This is a genomic window from Gilliamella sp. B3023, from assembly GCF_026536845.1.
Lineage (GTDB): Bacteria > Pseudomonadota > Gammaproteobacteria > Enterobacterales > Orbaceae > Gilliamella > Gilliamella apicola_E.
This window is the reverse complement of sequence record NZ_JAFNNH010000058.1, coordinates 1-1,080: the sequence shown is the minus strand read 5'-3', so window position 1 is coordinate 1,080 and position 1,080 is coordinate 1. Positions and strand designations below refer to the sequence as shown.

Annotated in this window: 1 protein-coding gene; it reads left to right on the top strand. The window is 39.0% G+C overall.

The window, feature by feature from the left end; all coding sequences use genetic code 11:
- On the top strand, nucleotides 1–641 hold a 641-nt coding region (locus tag J3U16_RS11940; protein ID WP_267343197.1), incomplete at its 5' end, for a hypothetical protein.
- Between the last annotated feature and the right edge of the window lie 439 nt (nucleotides 642–1,080).

The window sequence follows — 1,080 nt, the reverse complement described above, 5'->3', positions numbered from 1 at the left end:
GTCTTAATGGATTGTACTTTGATTTAGATATTAGTGGTAGTAGTCAGCCATTGTCTTGGTCTCCTGTTTCTCATGGAGGTATCACAGTCACAATGTCTAATCCTACTGCTACAAGCGTACGCGTTACTTTAACTGGTCCTTACGCTACTCTATCCCAGCATACTTCATCCAGTCCTAGTCCTATTTCTAAACCTACTTTGCCTCAGACTTTCGAGTTGGTCGGTCGTGATAGTAATGGTACTCCAGTTGTTAAATATGGTTTTACTTTGAAGCAGTGGTTCGTGAACCGTGGTGATAAGGGGGACAATTATTCTCCTACCTTATCTTGGTGTAATAGTATTGGTTATCGAATGCCTCGCGTAAGGGATTTAACAAATTCAAATTATCATAATTTAGGCGCCACCCCTTCCTCACCTGGTAGCTATTACATGCGTCATATAGGTTCTGGTTTTTTCACGGAGTGGGGCAAAATGGCTGATTACTCTGGCGCTGGCTTCGGAATCACCAATTGGTACTGGACTATTGACCCGTATGGTAGTGACCCGTATGGTAGTGACCAGTATGTCGTGGACACCAACGACGGTACCGTGGCTTTGGCCTACACCTACAACGTCATCTACGGACTTTGCTCCCATCCTTAGTTTTTATTTCTTCGTCCTTAATCCTTAGGGCGGGGGTGGGGGTGATAAAAAATAGTGTTGAGTCATTAAAAGTAAGCTGACTCAAGGAGTCAACGTCGTTTAGCTATAAAAAGCGATTTTGCGGCTAAGCGACATTTGAATTACCCGCCTAGGTGGGTTTATTTTTGAGGTGTTTTTAGCAAAAAAAGTTGAGGAGTGGGGTTTTTGAGATTTTAAATGTCACTTAAAAAGTTTTAAATGATCCAAATCACTAAATTTCTAATTCAAAGCCCAAAAATAAAATTTTCAAGGATCAATTGCTCTAATTTTAAAGATTTGCAATTGAAATATATTTAATTAAAACAATAATTAACCAATTATAAATTAGATCCTTTTTAGATCCTATTTACAAAAGTTAACGTAAATGAGCGAAAAAAAGTGTTGCATCGTGTTTTTCCAA